17 protein-coding genes and 1 tRNA gene are annotated in these 17,143 nt (G+C 66.4%); 7 read left to right on the forward strand and 11 right to left on the reverse strand.

Annotated elements, in window-relative coordinates; translation table 11 throughout:
* The first annotated feature begins 64 nt into the window (after positions 1–64).
* The 4 genes from AC3FNH_RS01065 (at position 65) to AC3FNH_RS01080 (ending at position 3,137) form a co-directional block, all read left to right on the forward strand.
* Positions 65–1,420 (forward strand): M16 family metallopeptidase, encoded by a 1,356-nt coding sequence (locus AC3FNH_RS01065; protein WP_276100633.1) that lies wholly within the window; start codon positions 65–67, stop codon positions 1,418–1,420.
* Between the two features lie 82 nt (positions 1,421–1,502).
* A complete protein-coding gene (rsmD, locus tag AC3FNH_RS01070; RefSeq protein ID WP_276099356.1) occupies positions 1,503–2,147 on the forward strand; it encodes a 16S rRNA (guanine(966)-N(2))-methyltransferase RsmD in 645 nt (214 codons plus the stop codon).
* Positions 2,148–2,321: 174 nt separating this feature from the next.
* Complete coding sequence (gene coaD / locus AC3FNH_RS01075) at positions 2,322–2,807, forward strand: pantetheine-phosphate adenylyltransferase (protein WP_276099357.1); 486 nt, start codon at positions 2,322–2,324, stop codon at positions 2,805–2,807.
* A 69-nt stretch (positions 2,808–2,876) separates the two neighbouring features.
* Entirely contained in the window at positions 2,877–3,137 is a 261-nt protein-coding gene (locus tag AC3FNH_RS01080) for a YfhL family 4Fe-4S dicluster ferredoxin (RefSeq protein WP_011296529.1), read from the forward strand.
* 68 nt (positions 3,138–3,205) lie between these two features.
* Here the strand turns inward: AC3FNH_RS01080 and pth are convergent, their stop codons facing one another.
* The 7 genes from pth to AC3FNH_RS01115 form a co-directional block, all read right to left on the reverse strand.
* Positions 3,206–3,802, reverse strand: a complete 597-nt coding sequence (gene pth / locus AC3FNH_RS01085) for an aminoacyl-tRNA hydrolase (protein ID WP_276099358.1) — start codon at positions 3,800–3,802, stop codon at positions 3,206–3,208.
* Positions 3,803–3,951: 149 nt separating this feature from the next.
* Positions 3,952–4,569, reverse strand: coding sequence for a 50S ribosomal protein L25/general stress protein Ctc (locus AC3FNH_RS01090; protein ID WP_276099359.1), 618 nt, complete (start codon positions 4,567–4,569; stop codon positions 3,952–3,954).
* A gap of 132 nt (positions 4,570–4,701) precedes the next feature.
* The gene (locus AC3FNH_RS01095) at positions 4,702–5,655 is read right to left on the reverse strand and encodes a ribose-phosphate pyrophosphokinase (RefSeq protein ID WP_276099360.1); all 954 of its coding nucleotides are present in this window, start codon (positions 5,653–5,655) and stop codon (positions 4,702–4,704) included.
* 93 nt (positions 5,656–5,748) lie between these two features.
* Positions 5,749–5,825, reverse strand: a tRNA-Gln gene (locus AC3FNH_RS01100).
* A 59-nt stretch (positions 5,826–5,884) separates the two neighbouring features.
* A complete protein-coding gene (gene ispE, locus AC3FNH_RS01105; RefSeq protein WP_488718909.1) occupies positions 5,885–6,751 on the reverse strand; it encodes a 4-(cytidine 5'-diphospho)-2-C-methyl-D-erythritol kinase in 867 nt (288 codons plus the stop codon).
* Between the two features lie 8 nt (positions 6,752–6,759).
* Positions 6,760–7,374: a lipoprotein insertase outer membrane protein LolB gene (gene lolB, locus AC3FNH_RS01110; protein ID WP_488718780.1), complete on the reverse strand. Its 615-nt coding sequence runs from the start codon at positions 7,372–7,374 to the stop codon at positions 6,760–6,762.
* Between the two features lie 82 nt (positions 7,375–7,456).
* Entirely contained in the window at positions 7,457–9,301 is a 1,845-nt protein-coding gene (locus AC3FNH_RS01115) for a tetratricopeptide repeat protein (RefSeq protein ID WP_488718781.1), read from the reverse strand.
* A 139-nt stretch (positions 9,302–9,440) separates the two neighbouring features.
* On the opposite strand from AC3FNH_RS01115, the gene mutM reads away from it, so the two are divergent.
* From mutM to mutY, 3 genes are all read left to right on the forward strand, one after another.
* Positions 9,441–10,295, forward strand: coding sequence for a bifunctional DNA-formamidopyrimidine glycosylase/DNA-(apurinic or apyrimidinic site) lyase (gene mutM, locus AC3FNH_RS01120; RefSeq protein WP_488718782.1), 855 nt, complete (start codon positions 9,441–9,443; stop codon positions 10,293–10,295).
* Between the two features lie 211 nt (positions 10,296–10,506).
* Positions 10,507–12,459 carry a dynamin family protein gene (locus AC3FNH_RS01125; RefSeq protein ID WP_276099365.1) on the forward strand — a complete coding sequence of 651 codons (1,953 nt, stop codon included), beginning with the start codon at positions 10,507–10,509 and terminating at the stop codon, positions 12,457–12,459.
* A gap of 113 nt (positions 12,460–12,572) precedes the next feature.
* Complete coding sequence (gene mutY, locus AC3FNH_RS01130) at positions 12,573–13,751, forward strand: A/G-specific adenine glycosylase (RefSeq protein ID WP_488718783.1); 1,179 nt, start codon at positions 12,573–12,575, stop codon at positions 13,749–13,751.
* Positions 13,752–13,770: 19 nt separating this feature from the next.
* Here mutY and AC3FNH_RS01135 read toward each other — a convergent pair whose 3' ends face one another.
* The 4 genes from AC3FNH_RS01135 to hprK form a co-directional block, all read right to left on the reverse strand.
* Entirely contained in the window at positions 13,771–14,433 is a 663-nt protein-coding gene (locus tag AC3FNH_RS01135; protein WP_488718784.1) for an LON peptidase substrate-binding domain-containing protein, read from the reverse strand.
* 114 nt (positions 14,434–14,547) lie between these two features.
* A complete protein-coding gene (gene rapZ / locus AC3FNH_RS01140) occupies positions 14,548–15,432 on the reverse strand; it encodes an RNase adapter RapZ (protein WP_488718785.1) in 885 nt (294 codons plus the stop codon).
* A 107-nt stretch (positions 15,433–15,539) separates the two neighbouring features.
* The gene (locus tag AC3FNH_RS01145; RefSeq protein WP_488718786.1) at positions 15,540–15,920 is read right to left on the reverse strand and encodes a PsiF family protein; all 381 of its coding nucleotides are present in this window, start codon (positions 15,918–15,920) and stop codon (positions 15,540–15,542) included.
* Between the two features lie 187 nt (positions 15,921–16,107).
* Positions 16,108–17,079, reverse strand: a complete 972-nt coding sequence (gene hprK / locus AC3FNH_RS01150; RefSeq protein ID WP_011296542.1) for an HPr(Ser) kinase/phosphatase — start codon at positions 17,077–17,079, stop codon at positions 16,108–16,110.
* Positions 17,080–17,143: the final 64 nt, after the last annotated feature.

A 17,143-nucleotide genomic window follows, 5' to 3' on the forward strand; every position in this document is an offset into this window, starting at 1 on the left:
GACGAGCGAGACGAGCGAGACGAGCGAGATGAGCGAGATGAGCGAGATGAGCGAGATGAGCGAGATGAGCGAGAAGACCATTGCTTCGCCGCGCGCGCTGCGCCGGCTGGCTGGCGCGGCCCTGGGCGCGCTGGTGCTCCTGGCCGCGCACGGCGCGCTGGCCGCTATTCCGATCGAACACTGGACTGCCTCAACCGGGGCGCAGGTGTTCTACGTGCACAGCCCGTCGATCCCGATGCTGGATATCAATGTCGACTTCGACGCCGGCAGCCGCTATGACCCTGCCGGCAAGGCCGGCCTGGCCACGCTCGCGGCGGCGCTGCTTGACAAGGGTGCGGCCGCGCGCAACGGCCAACCGGCGCGCGACGAGGCGCAGATTGCCGACGCCTTTGCCGACACCGGCGCCGTCTTCGGCGGCGCGGCTGGTGGTGACCGCGGCGGCATTGGCATGCGCACGCTGACCGCGCAGCCGGAGCTCGACCAGTCCGTGGCGCTGGCCATGCAGCTGGTGCAGGCGCCGACCTATCCGGACGCCGTAGTGGGCCGCGAGAAGCAGCGCCTGATCAGTGCCATCCGCGAAGCCGATGCCAAGCCAGGCGTGATCGCTGACAAGGCGCTGGCCAAGGCGATGTATCCGGGCCACCCGTACGGCGTGTCGGCCACGGCGGCCTCGGTGGAGTCGATCTCGCGCGATGACATCGTCAAGTTCTGGCGCGACAACTACGGCGCATCGCGCGCGGTGGTCACGCTGATCGGCGCGATCGACCGCAAGCAGGCCGAGGCGATTGCCGAGAAGCTGACCAGCGGACTGCCGCAGGGCAGCCCAGCCCCGACCATGCCGCAGGTACAGATGACGATCCCGGCCAGCGAGCAGCGGGTGCCGCACCCGGCCCAGCAGGCCGCGGTGGTGACCGGCCAGCCGTCCATGGCACGCGGCGACCCGGATTACTTTGCGCTGCTGGTGGGCAACTACGTGCTCGGCGGCGGTGGTTTCAGCTCGCGCCTGACGGATGAAGTGCGGGAGAAGCGCGGACTCACCTACGGCGTGGATAGCTACTTTGCGCCGTCCAAGCAGCCGGGGCCGTTCGGTATCAGCCTGCAGACCAAGAAGGAGCAGACCAGCGAGGCACTCGCGCTGGTGCGGCAGGTACTGGCCCGCTTCGTCGCCGAAGGCCCGACCGACGCGGAGCTCAAGGCCGCCAAGGACAACCTGGTCAACGGCTTTCCCCTGCGTATCGACAGCAACCGCAAGCTGCTTACCAATGTGGCCAATATCGGCTGGTATGGGCTGCCGCTCGACTACCTGGACACATGGACTGCTCAGGTCGGCAAGGTCACGCGTCAGCAGGTGAGGGCGGCATTCGGGCGCCACGTCCATCCAGACGCCATGGCTACGGTAATTGTCGGCGGCCCGGAATGAACTCGGGCCTTTTGGGGCCTGTCGCACCCGTTGTGCCCTGAACGGCACTGGCCGAACCGCCGACAGGCTCTACAATCACGGGATGAATTCGCGTTCCCGATCTCCATCGCCCGCCGCGAGCGGGCGATCGTCTTCTCCGGCGCCGCGCCAGGCGCCGTCCCAGGTCCGTATCATCGGTGGCCGCTGGAAGCGCACGCTGCTGCCGGTGCCCGACGCGCAGGGGCTGCGGCCCACGCCTGACCGCGTGCGTGAAACCCTGTTCAACTGGCTGGGGCAGGACTTGTCGGGGTTTGCATGCCTGGACATGTTCGCGGGTTCCGGCGCACTCGGCTTCGAGGCCGCCTCGCGCGGTGCCGAAGCCGTCACGCTGGTGGAGTTCAACCCGCGTGTCGCCAAGCAATTGCGAGACAACCAGTATCGGCTCGACGCCGCCCAGATGCGCGTGATGCAAGGTGATGCATTCGCCATTGCCGCCCAGATGCCGGACGCCAGCTTTGACGTGATCTTCCTGGACCCGCCCTTCGCCGAAGACTGGCTGCGGCCAGCGCTGGAGCATGCCGCGCGGTTGTTGAGACCCGGCGGCGCCGTGTACGTGGAGACGGACCGATCGCTGACCGGCGCGGATGCACCGGTGCCGGCGTCGCTGGAAATCGTCCGCCAGGCGCGTGCCGGCGCGGTGCATTTTCACCTGCTGCGGCATCGCGGCGCTGACGGCGCCGAGGCCTGACACAGGCGCGCGTTGCGGTAGCCGGCGAAAGCACACGTTGACGACTTCCAATTCACGGAATTAGCGTTACACTACGCCGCTGTTATAACGCTCGCGACGCATCAACCACCCGGCGCGGCCGGTAGGCAGGGCGGTCCGGAAAAGGACCGGCAGCGGGCAGATCAAGGAGGAAGTATGGCCATCGCGGTCTACCCCGGTACGTTTGATCCCATGACCCGGGGGCACGAGGATCTGGTCCGCCGTGCGTCGAATATTTTTGACGAGCTGGTGGTTGGCGTGGCGCACAGCCCCAACAAGCGTCCGTTTTTCTCGCTCGAAGAGCGCATCAGCATTGCTCGTGAAGTGCTGGGCCACTACCCCAACGTGCGTGTCGAGGGCTTTGCCGGGCTGCTCAAGGATTTTGTCCGCAAGAACAACGCGCGCGTAATCGTGCGCGGCCTGCGCGCCGTGTCGGATTTCGAGTATGAGTTCCAGATGGCGGGCATGAACCGCTACCTGCTGCCGGACGTGGAAACCATGTTCCTGACGCCGTCGGACCAGTACCAGTTCATCTCCGGCACCTTCGTGCGCGAGATTGCCGTGCTGGGTGGCGATGTCAGCAAGTTCGTGTTCCCGTCGGTGGAGCGCTGGCTGCAAGAGAAAATCGGCAAACCGGAATAAAATAACGGTTTGAGACGCGTCGATCCGCGGCCAGTTCGGGCGCGGGCGCGTCAGCTGGAAGGAAACATCATGGCGCTACTGATCACCGACGACTGCATCAACTGCGACGTTTGTGAACCCGAGTGCCCGAACGAAGCCATTTCGATGGGGCCCGAGATCTATGAAATCGACCCCAACAAGTGCACGGAATGCGTCGGGCATTTCGACGAGCCGCAATGCCAGCAGGTTTGCCCCGTCGCCTGCATCCCCAAGGATCCGAACCGCGTCGAGACCCACGAAGTCCTGATGCAGCGGTACCGGCTGCTGACCGCGGCCAAGCACGCGGCCTGACCCGTTGGCGCCTCGGCGCACTCGCAACAAAAAACCCGCCGGAAGGCGGGTTTTTTGTTGGCCGGGGATCAGCGCGTCGTGTGCAGCGCCATCATTGCGCGCTCGGACTCTCCGCGTGCCAGCAGGCCCAGCGGGTCAACGCAGCGGTCGATGGCTTCGTCGATCGCCTGCTGCTCTTCCTTGCGCGGTGGCTTGAGCACGAAGCTGACGACATCCTCGCGGCCTGCGCCGGCGCCGCCGGGCAGGTTGCGCGGATGGCCCACGCCCAGGCGCAGGCGCCAGAACTCCTGCGTGGTCAGGTGGGCGGCAATATCCTTCAGGCCGTTGTGGCCGCCCGCGCCGCCGCCGCGCTTGAGCTTGGCGGCGCCCGGCGGCAGGTCCATCTCATCGTGCGCGACGACAATCTCGTCGGGCAGGATTTTGTAGAAGCGGGCCAGCGAGACCACGGCCAGGCCGGACCGGTTCATGAACGTGGACGGCTTGAGCAGCCAGATGTCCTGGTCCCACAGGCGTGCGCGCCCGGCCAGGCCGTGAAAGCGGCCTTCGACGCGCAGCGTCGTGCCGCCCATGCGGGCAAGCTGGTCCACCAGCCAGAAGCCAGCGTTGTGGCGGGTAGCCTCGTATTCCGCGCCGGGATTGCCGAGGCCGACGATGAGCTTGATCATGCGATGAACTGGTTTGGATGGCGGCGCGGGCGCTGTCGCCCTGCAGGCGCCAAGCATACGCCAAAAAAAACCGCCGGCATGACCGGCGGTTCTTTCCGTCTTGCTGCCAGGCCGCGGTGCGGTCTGGCAACTCGGGCAGCTTAGGTTGCTTAGGCAGCCGGCGTTTCGCCTTCGCCTTCAGCAGCGCCTTCGGCAGCCGAAGCGGCACCAGCCGGCAGCGAGATGCTGGCGATGGCCGGGTTTTCGTCGCCGTGGGTCACGACGGTCACGCCCTTCGGCAGCTTCAGGTCAGCCAGGTGCAGGGTCTGGCCCAGTTCCATCGTGCCGACGTCCACTTCGATGAACTCAGGCAGGTCGGCCGGCAGGCACGACACTTCCAGGTCATTGACGATGTGGTTGACTAGGCCGTGGCCCAGCTTCACGCCAGGAGCGGTTTCCTGGTTCATGAAGTGCAGGGGCACCTTGACGTGGATCTTTTCCGAGGCCGACACGCGCTGGAAATCGACGTGCAGCACCATCGGCTTGAACGGGTGCATCTGGAATGCGCGCAGCAGGGCCTTTTCCGACTTGCCGGCAACTTCCAGGTCCAGGATCGACGAGTGGAAGGCTTCCTTCTTCAGGGCATGCCATAGCGCGTTGTGATCCAGTTCGATCATCTTCGGGTCGGCGGCGCCGCCGTAGATGATGCCGGGGGTCTTGCCCGAATTGCGCAGGCGGCGGCTCGCACCCGTTCCCTGTACGCTACGCTCGAAAGCGACTACTTTCATGATGACTCCAAAGTAAAGAAGGCTGTCCGCGACCAGACAGCCCTGTTGTGGCGCAATCGAAACCGATGCGCCGGCCACATCACGCCGGTCGTCGGAATATCCGCAACCGGCGTGGCAAAGCTGAAAATTCTATCAGGAACCCGCAAACAGCGACATGATCGAGTCGCCCTTGACGATACGCGTGAACGTCTCGGCCAGTAGGGGAGCCGTCGACAGCTGGCGGATCTTGCCGCACTTGGCCGCTTCTTCCGACAGCGGGATGGTGTCGCACACCACCACTTCGTCCAGTGCGGAGTCCGCGATGCGGGCAGCCGCGCCGCCGGACAGCACGGGGTGCGTGCAGTAGGCGAAGACCTTCAGCGCACCACGTTCCTTCAGCACTTGGGCCGCCTTGCACAGCGTGCCGCCGGTGTCGATCATGTCGTCCATGATCACGCAGTTGCGGCCATCGACTTCACCGATGATGTTCATCACCTCGGCCACGTTGGCCTTGGGACGACGCTTGTCGATGATCGCCAGGTCGCAGTTCAGTTCCTTGGCCAGCGCACGGGCGCGGACCACGCCGCCGACGTCCGGCGACACGACCAGCAGGTCGCCGTAGTTCTTCTCGCGCAGGTCGCCCAGCAGTACCGGGGATGCGTAGATATTGTCGACGGGGATATCGAAGAAGCCCTGGATCTGGTCAGCGTGCAGGTCCATGGTCAGGACGCGGTCCACGCCGGCCACTTCCAGCATGTTGGCCACGACCTTGGCCGAGATCGCCACGCGCGCCGAACGCGGGCGGCGGTCCTGGCGGGCGTAGCCGAAGTAGGGCATTGCGGCGGTGATGCTGCGTGCCGAGGCGCGCTTGAGCGCGTCGACCATCACCATCAGTTCCATCAGGTTGTCGTTGGTCGGCGCGCAGGTGGACTGCAGCACGATGACGTGCTTGCCGCGAACGTTTTCCTGGATATCGACCTGAACTTCTCCGTCGGAGAAACGGCCAACGAGCGCCTTGCCCAGCGGAATGCCGAGGTGCTGTACGACAGCCTCCGCGAGTTTGGGGTTGGCGTTGCCGGTAAATACCATCAAGCCTTCGCTGCTCATTCGGGGCACCTGTCTTGCTGCTGGGGGAGCTTGGTGTCACCGGCGAGGCCGGTGACTAATACTGAGTGTCGTAACGACACTATAGGAATGTAATGGCAGGGGAAGAAGGATTCGAACCTTCGAATGCCGGAATCAAAATCCGGTGCCTTGACCAACTTGGCGACTCCCCTACACAACCTTGCCGTTCTTCGTGGTACCTGACTGCAATACCGCGCCGAACGATAACTTGCTATGCGAACGCTGCGAGCGGGTGATGTGCCAGACTACGCACACACCTGCCATCCCACTCGGGAGGCAACCGCTTCAGGACCTGCTGCGCCGTCTGCTCGTCGGGAAAACGTGCAAACACGCAGGCTCCGGAACCGGTCATCCTTGCATGCTGATTGAACTGCTTCAGCCATTCAAGGGCTCGGGCAACTTCGCCGAACTTCGCTGTTGCTATCGCTTCCAGGTCGTTGCGACCGAAAGAGAATTTGTTTGTGCAAGCAGCGAAGACCGCAATTATGGAGAGGGGTGTGTCCCTTGTCAAGCACTCATCCGAAAAAATTTCAGCGGTCGGCACGTGTTGCTTCGGATGGACGATCACGAACCAGCTATCCGGCAGCTCCACGGGCGTCAGTTCTTCGCCCACGCCTTCGGCGAAGGCGTTCTCCCCGAATACGAAGACCGGCACGTCCGCACCCAGCGTCAGCCCGATTCGCATCAGCTCCGCGCGCGGCAGGCCAAGCCCCCACAGGCGGTTGAGCGCGAGCAGCGTGGTGGCCGCGTCGGATGAGCCGCCGCCGATGCCACCGCCCATCGGCAGGATCTTGTCGATTTCGATGTCGGCGCCGTAGCGCGTACCGGTCGCCTGCTGTAGCGCACGCGCGGCGCGTACGACGAGATCGGTCTGCGGCGGCACGCCCGGGATGTCGGTGACGCGCGTCACGATGCCGTCGTCGCGGCGCCGGAAATGCAGGGTGTCGCACCAGTCCACGAGTTGGAACACGGTCTGCAGCGTGTGGTAGCCATCCGGGCGCCGGCCCGTGACATGCAGGAACAGGTTGAGCTTGGCCGGGGCCGGGCAATCGCGCAGTTCCGGCGGCGGCAGCTTGATGGTTTCGGTCAAGGTGTTTCCTCCGGGTCGATCACGAGCTTGACCGACAGCGGCGTGGGGCCGCTGTCGCGCTCCAGGTCGATGCGGCGCGGCCGCGCCGCGGCTGTCTGCGTGCCGGGGGGCGCGTCCTGCCAGGCCACATAGCGCACGCTCCAGCCATCCTGGGCCAGTGTGGCAAGGCGGCCCTGGGCATCGCGCGTGGCGCTGGCCGGACGGCCGGCCGACGGGCGGCCGTGCAGCCAGTCGCGCATGCCGGCCACCGGCAGCGCAAAGCCGAGCGCCTCCTCGAGCAGGCTGTCGACTTCGGGCGCGTTGCGTGGCGGCTTGTTGGGCAGGTCGAGCGTCGCGCCCGATGGCGTGGCGGTGACGACGGCCAGCGTCTGGCCCAGCGGCGACAGTAGGTCAAGGCGCACGTTGCGGCCCTGTTCCTCCCAGCGGAAGTTGCCCTGTACGCCTTCGTCGCGGCCATAGCGGACGTAGTTTGCGGAAAAGCGGCCGGTGTAGTGACGGCTTGCGGCGGTCTCGCCCGCATCGAAGCTGCGCGAAGGCGCTACGCTGGCGCAGGCTGCCAGCAGCATGGGTGCGCCAAGGCATAGCAGGGCCAGGCGGCGGGATCGGTTCATGGTTGGCATTCAGGAAAGCGGGCTGCCCTGGTGGGGCAGCCCGCGACAGATGGCACGGCCAGTCGCACGGACAGGCCTGGGCCTATTTGGACAGCAGCACGTTGTAGCGGCGCAGGGTGTCGACCAGGGTTTCGTTCTCCGGCTCGATCTTGGCGGCTTCGGTCCATGTCTTGCGGGCTTCGTCGCGCTCGCCGAGCTGCCACAGCACTTCGCCCAGGTGCGCGCCGATCTCGGCCTCGGGGGCCTTGGCATAGGCGTTCTTGAGCAGTTCCGCCGCCGGCTGCAGCTCGCCCATACGGAATTTCACCCAGGCCAGGCTATCCATGATGTATGGATCATCGGGCCCGAGTTCGGAGGCGCGCTCGAGCAACTTGCGCGCTTCGGGCAGGCGCACGTTGCGGTCGGCCAGCGAGTAGCCGAGCGCGTTGTACCCCTGTTTCTGCTCAGGCTGCAGCGCGATCACGCGCCGCAGGCCCTTTTCCATGCTGTCGTAGCGCTTCAGGCGCTCGTCCAGCATGGCCAGCTCGTAGATCCAGTCCGCATTGTCCGGCTCGGCCGTGATGCGTTCGTCGAGCAGCTTGCGCGCGCGGTCGTAGGACTTGGTCTCCATCAGCGTGGCGACTTCGGCCTGGCGGATGGCCATCATGCGCTGCGCGCGCTGGGCCGGATCGGAGATGTCCTCGGCGTCGCTGAGCATGTCGCCGAAGATGGCCTGGGCATCGTCGAGCTTGCCCATGCGCGCGAGCAACTGCGCGCGCTTGGCCGCGGCGGCCGGAGCCAGGCGGCTGTCCTCGATGCGTTCCAGCCACTGGATCGCACCCGCGTAGTCCTTGCGCTCTTCGGCAATCTGCGCCAGGTACTGGAAGGCGATGTCCGGATTGGCCGTCGGCACCTTCTCGGCGAGCTGCAGGTACTCCTTCAGGTATTGCTCGGCTTCGCCAAACTCCCTGGCCTGGAGGCTGGTCAGGCCCAGTGCGAGCGGCACGCGCGGGTCGTTTGGCGCGACCTTGCGCAGCGTCTCGAACTCCTGGCGCGCCGCCGGCATGTCGTTGCGCATCAGGTACAGGCGCGCCAGCGTGATATGCCCGCTGACGGACCGCGGCGATTTGTCGAGGAAGCGCCGCAGGCCGGCAATGGCCTGAGCGGGCTCGTTCTCGGCGCGCAATTCGGCCGCCATCAGCGCCGCGGGCTCGAAGTCGGGGCGCAGCCGCAGCGCTTCGTCCAGCGCCGCGAGCGCGGCGGGCATGTTGCCGGCGATCTCCTGCGCCCGGGCAATCGCAAGCTGGGTTTCCGGCAAGCGCGCGTCGTCCCGGGTCAGGTCCTGCAGCAACGAAGCCGCGCCGGCCGGGTCGCTCGTGCGCGACATCTGCTGCTGAAGCTGGAGGATGCTCTCGGCACGATGGCTGGCGGGCACGCCGGCCAGTTGCTGGGCCAGCAGCGGCCGCGCTTCGGTCCAGCGGCCATTGAGCACCAGCAGGGTCGACAGCACCTGCCGCGCTGCCGGCGAGCCCGGCGCGATGTCGCTCCACAGCCGCGCGGCATCGAGCGCCTGCTGCGGGATGCGCGCATTGAAGGCGATCTCCGTCGCCCGCTGGGCGAAGCGCGGGTCGCGCGTGGAGCGCGCCAGTTCGACATAGGTACGGTAGGCCGGTCCCACCAGTCCGCGTTGCAGCGAGATTTCGGCGGCCATCACGCTGTACATGATGTCGCCAGTGAGCGGCACGTTCGGCAGCGCGACGCCGGCCGGTGCCTTGTCGGCCTGCGCCGGGGCGGCCTGGACCGCGCCGATCGCGGCAAGCGCCAGGCAGGCGGCCGCGGTCAGGGACCGGAGGTGGCGCCTGGCGCTGGCCTGCGCGGGAAAGTTCGCGCGGCCCGGGACAGCGTTCGCAGCGGGTCTCGCAACGGGATCCGGAAAAAGTTCCGACATGTGATGATTGCTCCGGCGCGCTCAGGTGTTCGAATGATAGGGGCATTGTAGCCTGCCGCTACAATGCGCTGCTTGCCGGCGCAGCCATGCGGGCGCGCTGCCGGCAGGAGTTTGGAGCGGTAACCAACGGAGAGGTTCGATGCCTGAATTGCCGGAGGTCGAAGTGACCCGGCGCGGCCTGCTGCCGCATGTGGTGGGGCGGCGTATTGCCGACGTGACGGTGCGCCACCGGGGCCTGCGCTGGCCGGTCGAGGACGACCTGGAGGCGCGCCTGGCCGGACGCCTGGTGCGGCGTATCGAACGGCGCGGCAAGTACCTGCTGCTGGAGTGTGTCGACGAAGTTACGGGCGATGCCGGCTGGCTGCTGGTTCACCTGGGCATGACCGGGACCTTGCGCGTGCTGCCGGATGCGCCGCCCGCCGGTGTCCACGACCACCTGGATCTGGTGCTGGATGACGCCGGCAGCAGCCGCATCGTGCTGCGCTTTCGCGATCCGCGCCGTTTCGGCGCGGTGCTCTGGAGCCCGTTGAGCGAGGCCATGCTGCCCGGGCACCCATTGCTGCGCGGGCTCGGCATTGAGCCGTTTGATCCGCATTTCGACGGTGGCTGGCTGCACCGGCATACGCGCGGGCGCTCCGCCGCGATCAAGACAGTATTGCTGGCCGGTACGATCGTGGTCGGCGTGGGCAACATCTACGCTTCGGAAAGCCTGTTCCGTGCGGGCATCCGCCCGACCACGCCGGCTGGCCGGCTGAGCCTGGCGCGCTGCGAGCGGCTGGCGCTGGCCGTGCGCGAAACCCTGGCGCAGGCGATCGAACGCGGTGGCAGTACGCTGCGCGACTTTGTCGGCAGCGACGGCGCCAGCGGCTATTTCCAGCTCGACTGCTTTGTCTACGACCGCGCCGGGGAGCCCTGTCGTGTCTGTGGCACGCCGGTACGGCAGATCGTCCAGGGTCAGCGTTCGACCTTCTACTGCACGCACTGCCAGCACTGAAACGCGGAGTCTCAGGGGAGGTCGGAAGGCCGCGCCGCTCCTGCGTCGATGGCTCGGCGCAACACTCTCCTGCCAAGGGACGCGAATTCCACAAAAGCGCCCCGGAAACCTGTATCTTGTGCGCAGACATAAAAAGTTACAAAAACGCACCCGCTTGCAAAGTCGGCACTTGCGCCAGATTGCCGGACAGGAACCCAGCCGAACCGCCGCCATGACAACGCTCGCACACCAATTTGAACAATACGGCGCCTGGAGAACCGGGGTACTCCAGGCGCTGGCCGAATTCCAGTCGTGGCTGCAGCAGCACGAGCTCTACGATGCGACGGCCGAAGAGCGCGTGCAGCGCATCCAGAACGTGCTGCGCAGCGACCGGCTCAAGGTCGCCTTTATTGCCGAGTTCTCGCGCGGCAAGAGCGAACTGATCAACGCTATCTTCTTCGCCGACTACGGGCGCCGCATCCTGCCGTCGTCGGCGGGACGCACCACCATGTGCCCGACGGAGCTGCGCTACGACGAGCACGAGCCGCCCAGCATCCGCCTGCTGCCGATCGAAACCCGGCTGCAGGAGGCCTCGACCGCGGATTTCCTCGAAGCGGGCACGTCCGCGTCGCACTGGCATTCGGTGCCGCTCGACCCATCGTCGCCCGAGGGGATGCTGGCCGCGTTCCAGCATGTGGTCGAGACCATCCGCGTGCCGCCGGCCCAGGCCGAAGCGCTGGGCCTGTACCACGAGGAAGATCCCGATGCCGCCTACGCGGTGGATGCCGAAGGCATGGTCGAGATCTCGCGCTGGCGCCACGCGGTCATCAATTTCCCGCATCCGCTGCTGCGCCAGGGGCTGGTCATTCTCGATACGCCGGGGCTGAACGCGATCGGCACCGAGCCTGAGCTGACGCTGCGCCTGATCCCGGATGCACACGTGGTGGTGTTCGTGCTGGCCGCGGACGCCGGCGTGACCAAGAGCGACCTGGAACTCTGGCGCGGGCACGTAGGCGCAGGCCATCGGCGCGGCTGCCTGGCCGTGCTCAACAAGATCGACGGCCTGTGGGACCCGCTGAAGTCGCAGGCCGAGATCGCGAAGGAGATCTCGGGCCAGGTCACCTCGACGGCGCAGGTGCTCGGCATCGAGCAGGGGCGCGTCTATCCGGTGTCGGCGCAGAAGGGCCTGGTGGCGAAGGTCACGCATGACCAGACGCTGCTGGCACGCAGTGGCCTGCCGCATTTCGAGCACGTGCTGTCCGACCAGCTGATCCCGCGCCGGCGCGAGATCGTGGCCGACCAGGTCCACCGCGCGGTGCAGGACATGTCGCGCGGCGCGCAGCAGCTGCTGCAGAGCCGCCGCCGCGACATCGTCGAGCAGCTGTTCGAGCTGCGCGGCCTGCGCGGCAAGAACCACGCGATGGTCAAGCACATGCTGCTGCGCGTGCAGAGCGAGAAGGAAGAGTTCGAGCAGAGCATCAGCAAGTTCCAGGCCTTGCGCCTGGTGTTCGGCCGCCACAGCGCCGACATCATCAAGAGCCTGCAACTGCGCGACGTGCGCCGCACCATGCGCACCGCGCGCGAGCAGATGAAGGAGCGATTCTTCTCGCGCGGCCTGCGCGAAGACATGGACGCGCTGTTCGCGCAGCTCACCACGCTGATCACCGACGCCGACAACAAGATCAGCCAGCTGCACCAGCTCATCGACAGCATGTACCGGCGCTTCAACGCCGAGCACGGCTTCACGCTGCCCGCGCCGATGCAGTTCGTGACCACGCGCTATGTCGCCGAACTCACCGAGATCCTGCAACTCGTCCAATCGCACTTCGGCGCGGTCAGCATGCTGACGCGTTCGCGGCCGAACCTGGTGCAGGGGGCGTTCGATACCATGGCCAGCCGCGTGCTGGAGAATTTCCGCGACCTGAACCGCGATATCGAAGTCTGGCTCAAGTCCGTGATGACGCCGCTGGAGGCGCAGGTGCGCGAGCACCAGAAGCAGCTGCGCCGCCGCGTGGATTCGATCGAACGCATCCACGAGGCTACCGACACGCTGGAAAGCCGCATCGCCGACCTGGAGGAGGTGCTCAATGGCCTGGATGAGCGCAGCGGGCGCATCGAGGCCCATGCCCTGCGCATCGTCCGTCCCGAGGCTGACACCGAAGGCGCGCAACTGGCTGTGGCCTGATCCCGGGCTGGCCGGTATATCATGTGGCGCCGCCTCTGTGCGGCGCTTTTTCTTTTGCGTGGCCCATTTGCCTGCCACGCCATCCACGCCATCCACGCGCCCGATTGTCCCCGATGCCCCGCAAGTCCGCCCCTGCAGTCTCGTCCGCCAACGCCGTCGCCGTGCCGCCCGACATCCAGGTTCCCGCCGGCTTCGGCGCGCGCGTGGTCGACTGGCAGCGCATGCACGGCCGGCATGACCTGCCTTGGCAGAACACGCGCGATCCATACCGGATCTGGCTTTCGGAGATCATGCTGCAGCAGACGCAGGTGAGCGCGGTCATCGACTACTTCCAGCGCTTCGTCGCGCAGCTACCGACGGTGCAGGCGCTGGCCGCCGCGCCGGCCGACCAGGTGATGGCGCTGTGGGCGGGGCTGGGCTACTACTCGCGCGCGCGCAACCTGCACCGCTGCGCCATGCAGGTCGTCAGCGACCATGGGGGCCGGTTTCCGACCGATCCCGCCGTGCTGGCCACGTTGCCGGGCATTGGCCGCTCCACCGCCGCGGCGGTCGCAGCCTTCAGTGCCGGCGTGCGGTCCCCGATCCTGGACGGCAACGTCAAGCGTGTCTTTGCGCGCTTCTTCGGCATTCACGGCCACCCGGGCGAGCGTGCCATCGAGAAACGCATGTGGGAGCTGGCCGAGGCCGCGCTGCCCGCAGCGGGGCCGCGCCAGGCTGACGATATGGTGGCCTACACGCAGGGCCTGATGGATCTTGGAGCGACCGTCTGTTCGCGCGGCAAGCCGGCATGTCTGGCCGATGGCGCGGCGTGCCCGCTGTCGGCGGACTGCGTGGCGCGCCGCGATGGCCTGACCGCTACGCTGCCGACCCCCAAGCCACGCGCAGCGGTGCCGGAGCGAAGCACCGTGATGGTCATGCTGCGCCATGGGCGCGACGTGCTGCTGCAGTTGCGCCCGGACAGCGGTGTCTGGGGCGGTTTGTGGAGCCTGCCGGAGATGCCGGTGGCAACGGTGCCGTTCGACGCGGAACTCGCGGAGGAGGACGCGCTGGGCTATGCGCGAGCGTTCGGCGAACCGTCGCGCGCCGACCTGGCCGGCGAGCTGGTCCATGTCTTCACGCATTTCCGGCTGCTGATCCGCGCGATCCGGGTCGACATGGCGGCGCTGTCGCTGCGCCAACCGGATTCCGGGCCGGCGCAACGATGGCTGTCGCTCGACGATCTCGACGTGCTTGGCACGCCAGCACCGGTGCGCAAGCTGCTCGAGACGCAGGCCCGCGGCGGCCTGTTCTGACGCCGCCGCAGCCAACTCGCTACACCATGTGGTGCTGCCGCATGTAGCGGTGCACGATCTCGATGCGCATGCCCGCATCGGGCAGCTCCATCAGCATCTGCTTGGCCTTGAGCGGCACCGGCAGCAGTTCGCACAGGCGGTTGGTGACCCAGCTCGGGTCGTCCCACAGGTAGGGTTCGGCGAACGGCATGCGGTCGGGCTGCTCGGCATGCAGCCGCGTGACGATCCGGCGCAGCACTGACAGGCATTCGCCCAGCAGTTCGAGCTTGCAGTCGATGATATCGGCGGGCAGCAGCTCGACGCTTGCCACGATCAGCCCGTCGTCACGCTTGCGGTGCTCAAGCACGCGGAAGCGCTGGCGGCCGCGCGTTTCGATCAGCAGCACGCCAAGCTGCTCCATATTGCAATCGACGATCTCTGCCAGGCAACCGATCGATTCCGGCACGGTTTGCGCGCCGGGCCGCGCGACTTCCTCGCCACTGGCGATCAGGCAGACGCCGAACGGTGTTGCATCGCGCAGGCAATTGCGCACCATGTCCACATAGCGCTTCTCGAATACGCGCAACGGCAGGCGGCCATCCGGGAACAGCACCGTGTGCAGCGGAAAGAGGGGCAGGTCATCCAGCGTCGGCGGCGTCGCGTCGACGGGAGCGGTGTGACGGAGAAGGTCTGTCGAGGACATGCGATGGCTGGCGTTCCACTGGATCGGGGAAACCGGCCGCCGGATCGGGTGCGGCGACCGCCATGGCTGCCAGGGCTTGACTTGCCTGGCGGCACCGTAGGGCCACGCAAGCGGCTATGCAGCCGGTGCGAGCTCGCGGTGTCTCACCAGCACATTACCATGCGCCCGGAAATAGTTGGCAAGCCTTTCCGCAATATAGACGGAACGGTGCTGTCCACCAGTGCAGCCGATGGCCACGGTCAGGTAGCTGCGGTTGTCCGCAATGAAACTCGGCAGCCACTTTTCGACATAGGCGCGGATATCTTCCGCCATGGCCAGCACCATCGGCTGGGCCTGGAGGAAATCGATCACGGGGCCGTCGCGGCCGGTCAGCGGGCGCAGCGCCAGGTCATAGTAAGGGTTGGGCAGCGAGCGCACGTCGAAGACCAGGTCGGCGTCGCTGGGCACGCCGTGCTTGAAGCCGAATGACTCGAACAGCAGCGTCAGGCGCTGGCTGTCTTCGCGGATCAGCTCCTTGATCCAGCTGCGCAGGGTGTTAGTGCGCACGTTGCTGGTGTCGATGCGGTGCGCGGACTCGGCCAGCGGGCTGAGCAGTTCGCGCTCCATCTCGATGGCTTCCATCAGCGCGCGGTCGTTGAACGCCTGATCGCCTTCGGTGCCTGGCGCGCCGTTGGTCAGGATCGACAGCGGGTGCCGGCGCCGCGTTTCCGAATAGCGCTGCACCAGCGCATCGGTGCTTGCCGTCAGGAACACGACTTCGACCTGATGGGTCTCGGCCAGTTCGCGAACCGTGTCGGGCAGGTGGTCCAGCGATTCGCGGCTGCGAATGTCGGTGGCCACGCCAAGGTGCGTATAGCCCTCGGCCGCAAGGTAGCGGGCCAGGTCGGGGATGAATTGGGCCGGCAGGTTATCGACGCAGTAGTAGCCTGCATCTTCAAGCACGTTCAGTGCGACGGATTTGCCGGAGCCGGAGATGCCGGTGATGAGGATGATGCGCATAGCATGGAAAGCATAGCATCCGGAGGTGGCCACGTCATGACAGTGGCCTCTCCACGCAAAAATGGCGAACCGCCCGGTTCGCCATTCTGGTCAGCATCGGCAGCTGATTACTTCGACAGGCATTCCTTCATGAACGCCTTGTAATCGTCGCCCTTCTTGCCCTTGCCTTCCTTGCTGCAGGCCGACATCTTTTCCTGCTGGGTCTTGGTCGGCTGCACGCCCTTGGCCGAAAGGCACTGCTTCATGAAGGCCTTGCGATCGTCGCCTTTCTTGTCGCCAGCCTGGTCGTTGCAGTCCTTCATCTTCTGCTGCTGCGCGGTGGGAGCCTTTGCGGCGGATGCGGGCGCGGCCTTGGGCGCCGCGGCCGGAGCAGCAGGCGTCGCCGGTGTTGCCGGGGTGGCGGGCGTTGCCGGGGTGGCCGGCTGGGCAAAGGCGCCGGTGGCCAGCAACGGCGTCACCAGCACACACATCGCGATCAGTTTCTTCATGCTTGCTCTCCTGGCTGTGGAAAACTTCGTGGCCGCATTTTCGCCAGCCAACGGCGGGCGCTGCGGCTCCGGACTGGGCTCGATGCCCATTACAGCACAAAACGAGGCATATCCCCACCGCGTTGACTTATTTGTCAACGCCGATGTAAGCAATTGAAAACGTGCCGCGGCTTGTCGCGATCGCCGCTCAGAGCAGGCGGCCCTGTCCGCGCGAGACCGCGTCGGCCTGCATTGCGGCGCGCTGGCGGTCCATGAAGTCGCGCAGGGTATCGATGCCGCGCAGGCGCAGGATGGTGTTGCGCACGGCGGCCTCGACCAGCACGGCGAGGTTTCGGCCGGCCGCCACCTGGATCTTGACCATATGGATTGGCAGGCCCAGCACGTCGAGGTACTGGGAGTCGAGCGGCAGGCGTTCGAACTCGCCGTCGTTGCGGCGCACCAGCTGGACCACCAGCTTCATCTTCATCTTCCGCCGCACGGCGGTCTCGCCGAAGATGGTCTTGATGTCGAGCAGGCCCAGGCCGCGCACTTCCAGCAGGTTCTGCAGCAGCGGCGGGCAGCGGCCTTCAATGAAATCGGGCCCCAGGCGCACGAAATCCACCGCATCGTCGGCGACCAGGCCGTGACCGCGCGAGATCAGTTCCAGGCCGAGCTCGCTCTTGCCGAGACCCGACTCGCCCATGATCAGCACGCCCATGCCCAGGATGTCGAGGAACACGCCGTGCATGGTCACGCGCGGCGCGGAAATGCGCGACAGATAAAGCCGCAGGTGGTCGATCACCGCCGCCGAGGAGACCGGCGTGGTGAACAGCGGCGTGGACGAGCGCGTGCAGCGCAGCTCCAGGTCCGGCGGCGGTTCCATGCCGTCGGCCACCACCAGGAACGGCGGCTCGAGCAGGATCAGCTCGCCCATCTGGCGCTTGCGGGTCTCGTCGTCCAGGCGCTGGTAATAGGTGATCTCGGGCTTGCCCAGCACCTGGATCCGGTTCGGGTGGATCAGGTTCAGGTGGCCAACCAGGTCCGCGGCCGAGGTAGCCTCGCGGGCAAACTCCACGTCGAAGGCGCGATCCGCACCCTCCAGGCCAGCCACCCACGAGAGTTTGATGTCGGCTGCGTTGTCGTCGAAGATCGACTGGGAGGTGACGCCGGTGAGTTCCATGCGGTATGACTTTCGGAGCGGGGACCGTGCCGGACTTTACGGTTGTCCGGTCTGTTGCCAGCCC

The organism is Cupriavidus sp. 22TCCZM01-5 (assembly GCF_057798915.1).

Bases quoted from the DNA above. Each gene is read 5' to 3' on its own strand.
- AC3FNH_RS01090 (WP_276099359.1), bottom strand. From the start codon at position 4,569: ATGAAAGTAGTCGCTTTCGAGCGTAGCGTACAGGGAACGGGTGCGAGC.
- pth (WP_276099358.1), bottom strand. From the start codon at position 3,802: ATGATCAAGCTCATCGTCGGCCTCGGCAATCCCGGCGCGGAATACGAG.
- AC3FNH_RS01095 (WP_276099360.1), bottom strand. From the start codon at position 5,655: ATGAGCAGCGAAGGCTTGATGGTATTTACCGGCAACGCCAACCCCAAA.
- AC3FNH_RS01065 (WP_276100633.1), top strand. From the start codon at position 65: ATGAGCGAGAAGACCATTGCTTCGCCGCGCGCGCTGCGCCGGCTGGCT.
- mutY (WP_488718783.1), top strand. From the start codon at position 12,573: ATGCCCCGCAAGTCCGCCCCTGCAGTCTCGTCCGCCAACGCCGTCGCC.
- AC3FNH_RS01145 (WP_488718786.1), bottom strand. From the start codon at position 15,920: ATGAAGAAACTGATCGCGATGTGTGTGCTGGTGACGCCGTTGCTGGCC.
- mutM (WP_488718782.1), top strand. From the start codon at position 9,441: ATGCCTGAATTGCCGGAGGTCGAAGTGACCCGGCGCGGCCTGCTGCCG.
- lolB (WP_488718780.1), bottom strand. From the start codon at position 7,374: ATGAACCGATCCCGCCGCCTGGCCCTGCTATGCCTTGGCGCACCCATG.
- rapZ (WP_488718785.1), bottom strand. From the start codon at position 15,432: ATGCGCATCATCCTCATCACCGGCATCTCCGGCTCCGGCAAATCCGTC.
- AC3FNH_RS01125 (WP_276099365.1), top strand. From the start codon at position 10,507: ATGACAACGCTCGCACACCAATTTGAACAATACGGCGCCTGGAGAACC.
- AC3FNH_RS01135 (WP_488718784.1), bottom strand. From the start codon at position 14,433: ATGTCCTCGACAGACCTTCTCCGTCACACCGCTCCCGTCGACGCGACG.
- AC3FNH_RS01115 (WP_488718781.1), bottom strand. From the start codon at position 9,301: ATGTCGGAACTTTTTCCGGATCCCGTTGCGAGACCCGCTGCGAACGCT.
- AC3FNH_RS01080 (WP_011296529.1), top strand. From the start codon at position 2,877: ATGGCGCTACTGATCACCGACGACTGCATCAACTGCGACGTTTGTGAA.
- rsmD (WP_276099356.1), top strand. From the start codon at position 1,503: ATGAATTCGCGTTCCCGATCTCCATCGCCCGCCGCGAGCGGGCGATCG.
- hprK (WP_011296542.1), bottom strand. From the start codon at position 17,079: ATGGAACTCACCGGCGTCACCTCCCAGTCGATCTTCGACGACAACGCA.
- coaD (WP_276099357.1), top strand. From the start codon at position 2,322: ATGGCCATCGCGGTCTACCCCGGTACGTTTGATCCCATGACCCGGGGG.